Below are 3,705 nucleotides of genomic sequence, written 5' to 3'. Positions count from 1 at the left end.
CCCGGCCCCCGTACGGCGGCGGGCGCGGGGCGAGCCCGACGGTCTCCCGCCGGCCGCTCTCCCGGGCCCGGACCCCGGCCCGGCGGAGGCGGAGGCGGAGACGGCGTAGCGCCCCACGCGGCGGGCCCGCAGACCCGGCCTCGCCGGGTCGCGTCGACCCTGGCCCGCACCTCGCGGTCGTAGGCGTCCGCGAGCCGTACGAGGCGGTCCTGGGCGACCTCCTCGCCCGCATCGTCCGCGGTCGTGACGACCACCGTGCGCTCGTCCCCGATCCGGGCGCTGCCGTGCTCGCAGACCGCCTCGCAGCGCACCTGGTGGCCGAAGCCGGAGTTGACGAAGATCTCCACGTCGACGATCGCGCCGCCCGGCGTCTCGAACAGCACGAGTTGTGGATCGAGCAGGCCGTCGGGGGGCGTTCGAGGACGGCCCGCGCCCAGCACCGCCACGGCCCGGCAGGTCGCCCATGTGCCGCCCCTCCCTCTCCGCGACTGTTCCCGCGCAGGGTAGGCCGCGAAGGCGGCGGCCTCAGTAGCGGAGTACCCCGGCGATGCCCTGGGCGTCGCCGAGCGCGCCGTCCGGGACGAAGCGGACCTCGGCGCCCGTGTCCAGGCAGCGCTCGACGATCTCGTCCACGATGTCCTCGTGGGAGCCCGGCTCGCCGCTCTCGGCCGGCACCAGGTGGTCACCGCCGTCGCTGCGGACCGTGACCCGGTAGTTCTCCTCGACTGCGAGGAGCCGGATGCGGCCGTCGGAGGCGTTCTGCCAGACCTCGTCGACGCCGGCCGCGAACGCCTTGCGGCCGCGTGCTGCCACGAGTTCCCGGCTCACGGCGTCGGCGACCTTGCGCTGTTCGGCGGCGATCACCGGCTGGATGGCCTGCCACACCGCCGTGTGGGGGCCCTGGGCGAGACCGCCGTGCGGCACCTGGACCGCCTCCTTGCCGACACCGCCGAACTCGTCGAGGAGGGAGAGTGCCGCCTGCTCACCGGTGATGTACAGCGGGCGCGGGTGCTCGCGCAGGACCGCGCTCATGGCGGCGTCGGCCTCGCGCAGGAAGTGGCGGGTCCCCTCGTCGCGGAAGGTGCTCGGCATGTCGCCGATCTGCGGCTGGCGCTCCGGGTCGAAGTTCTCGCGGCTCCGGGCCAAGGGGAAGCCGCCGGTGCGGTCCTCGGTGACGCGGCCGTTGCCGCCGCTCCACAGCGTGACGCGGTCGGCCGAGACCGCGAGGACCCAGAACGGCCGCTCCGCGGCCTGCGCGGAGACCAGGTTGCGGGTCAGGAAGGTGTCCGACAGCACCACGCGCTCGGGCACGGTGCGGGCGAGCGACCACACCTGGTGCTCGCCCGGAGCGGCGAAGATCACCAGGCCGTCCTCGGTATGCGCCAGATCGACCTCCAAAAGGGCCTGGTCGAGTTGCTGGGCGACGTCGGCGCGTCGGTCCCGGGTGATCGCGGGGTCGGCCTCAAGCTGCCTCTTGGCCTCGGCCACGGCATTGCGCAGCCGGACCGGATCCTGGGCGTTCTCGGGCTCGCGGCGGTGTGTCGGCGTCAGCACGGACACCGCGGGGTAGGGGCGGGTGCGCCGCAGCTCGGCGAGCGTCGTGGGACTCAGGTCGTGCTCCATATGAGCACGATAGGTCCGATTCACAGATGGGGCATTTGGGGCAAACCGATCTGATGTTCGAGGTGGCGGAGGGTTGGCAGCCGGTGCCGACGGCCGCACCGGGCGGGCGCCGAGACCGTCACCGCCCACGGCGGGCCTCCTCGAAGGCGTCCGGGTCCGCCGCCCCCCAGTCCGAGACCCACGACGAGGGTGGCTCGGTCAGCAGCACGCCCGGCGCCAGCCACTCGTACAGATCGGCGTACGAGCGTACGGTCGCCGCATCCGTGCGGCGCATCAGCAGGGCCGGCGTGAGGTCCGCCGGATCCCGCACCCCCATCGCCGCCATGATCTGCGTCGCGTCCCGCACGGCCTCCCGCTGGAAGCGGTGCACGCGCACCGATTTGTCGGCCACGACCAGGCCCCTCACCCGCCCCGGATCCTGTGTCGCGACGCCCGTCGGGCAGGTGCCGGTGTGGCAGCGCCGGGCCCGGACGCAGCCCAGTGCCCCCATCATCGCCCGCGCCGCGTTCGTGTAGTCCGCGCCCTGCACCAGCCGTCTGACGATGTCCCAGCCGGTCGCCACCCCGCCGCTCGCGCCGATCCGCACCCGCCCCCGCAACCCGGTGCCGACCAGCGCGTTGTGCACGGTGATCAGCCCCTCGGTGAGCGGCATGCCGAGGCGGCCGGCGAACGCCGGCGGTGCGGCGCCGGTCCCGCCCCCGGCGCCGTCGACGACGACGAAGTCCGGCGCGACCCCCTCGTCGACCATCGCCTTGCACACCGCGAGGAACTCCCGGCGCGAGCCCACGCAGAGCTTGAGGCCGGTCGGCTTGCCGCCCGCGAGCCGGCGCATCCGGGCGAGGAAGCGCACCAGTTCACGAGGCGTCGAGTACACACGGTGGTACGGCGGCGACACCACGGCCCGGCCCGCCGGCACGCCCCGCGTTTCGGCGATCTCACGGCTCACCTTGGCGCCCGGCAGCACCCCGCCCCGGCCCGGCGCCGCGCCCTGGGAGATCTTCAGAACCACGCATCTGACCTCGGGCAGCGCCGCCCGGTCGGCGAACTGCCGTGCGTCGAAGCCTCCGTCGCGGGTGCGGCAGCCGAAGTACCCCGTGCCGATCTCCCAGATCAGATCGCCCCCGCCGCGCAGATGGTGGTCCGACAGACCTCCCTCACCCGTGTCGTGCGCGAAACCGCCCAGCGCGGCCCCCCGGTTGAGGGCGAGGACGGCGTGGGAGGACAGCGCCCCGAAGCTCATCCCGGAGATGTTGAGCAGCGCCATGTCGTACGGCTGCGAGCAGTCGGGCCCGCCCACCCGGACTCTGGGCGGATCGTCGGGCGCCGCGACCGGACGCAGCGACGGCACGAGGAATTCGTGCCCGTCGGCCTGCGCGTCCCACTCGGTGCCGGACGCCTCCCCGGGCCCGACGCCCGTGGCCGCCCCGGCCCGCCTGCGGACGATGCCGCGCGTGCCGGGCCCGAACGGGTGCCGCCCCCCGCCTCGGCCCGGCGCGTACCGCCGGGTCCCGGTCCACGGGAGCGGAGTCACCGGGTACCGCACCCGCCCGACGAGCGGATGGTTCCGCAGCACGGCGTCGCGGGTCTGCAGCAGATCCCGCACCCCCAGGCAGGTCAGGGCCGCCAGCGGCCCCGCCGCAATCCACCACAGGGGCGAAAGGGCGTACGACAGGACCAGTGCCCCGGCCGCCCCGAGGGCGACGACCAGTAACCCGACCATCCGGCGCACACCCCGATTCAAACGCATCCCGTCGAAACCGGCGAAAGCTGCTGAGCCGCACGGGCGGCACACGACGTTGGGGAAAACTCTTTGCCGATGGCCGAGACACGGCGGCTCGCGCCGGGGCCGGGCCGTCCGGCGGGTCCGCGATGCGTAATGCCCGGCCGAAACGGCGGGGGCGCCGGGGCCTGCCGGGTTGCGGACGCGTTGACCCCCGGTGGTGTGTGGCACACCCTCGAGATATGGCTGCTCGGTGCAACCGGTTGCGCCGGCTGCGGTCCACGGTCGCGCTGTCGGGGGAGTCCGCTGACGGCCATGCTGGACCGCGAGCCGGACACGGTCACCGACCGGCCCGGCCTGCT

At 74.4% G+C, this 3,705-nt stretch carries 2 protein-coding genes and 1 pseudogene; all 3 read right to left on the bottom strand.

Annotation, left to right across the window (positions count from 1 at the left end; all coding sequences use genetic code 11):
• Positions 1–383, bottom strand: a pseudogene (locus ACFSL4_RS35835) (inositol 2-dehydrogenase); the annotation flags it as partial.
• Between the two features lie 142 nt (positions 384–525).
• Entirely contained in the window at positions 526–1,623 is a 1,098-nt protein-coding gene (locus ACFSL4_RS35830) for a baeRF3 domain-containing protein (protein ID WP_381092140.1), read from the bottom strand.
• Positions 1,624–1,741: 118 nt separating this feature from the next.
• Entirely contained in the window at positions 1,742–3,343 is a 1,602-nt protein-coding gene (locus ACFSL4_RS35825) for a glutamate synthase-related protein (protein WP_381092138.1), read from the bottom strand.
• Positions 3,344–3,705 lie beyond the last annotated feature (362 nt).

It is taken from the genome of Streptomyces caeni (assembly GCF_042678285.1).
Lineage (GTDB): Bacteria > Actinomycetota > Actinomycetes > Streptomycetales > Streptomycetaceae > Streptomyces > Streptomyces caeni.
The sequence above is the reverse complement of the archived record's forward strand: the minus strand, read 5'-3'. Positions and strand labels throughout refer to the sequence as shown.

Excerpts from the sequence above, each read along its gene's own strand:
- ACFSL4_RS35830 (WP_381092140.1), bottom strand. The coding sequence starts at position 1,623 with ATGGAGCACGACCTGAGTCCCACGACGCTCGCCGAGCTGCGGCGCACC.
- ACFSL4_RS35825 (WP_381092138.1), bottom strand. The coding sequence starts at position 3,343 with ATGGTCGGGTTACTGGTCGTCGCCCTCGGGGCGGCCGGGGCACTGGTC.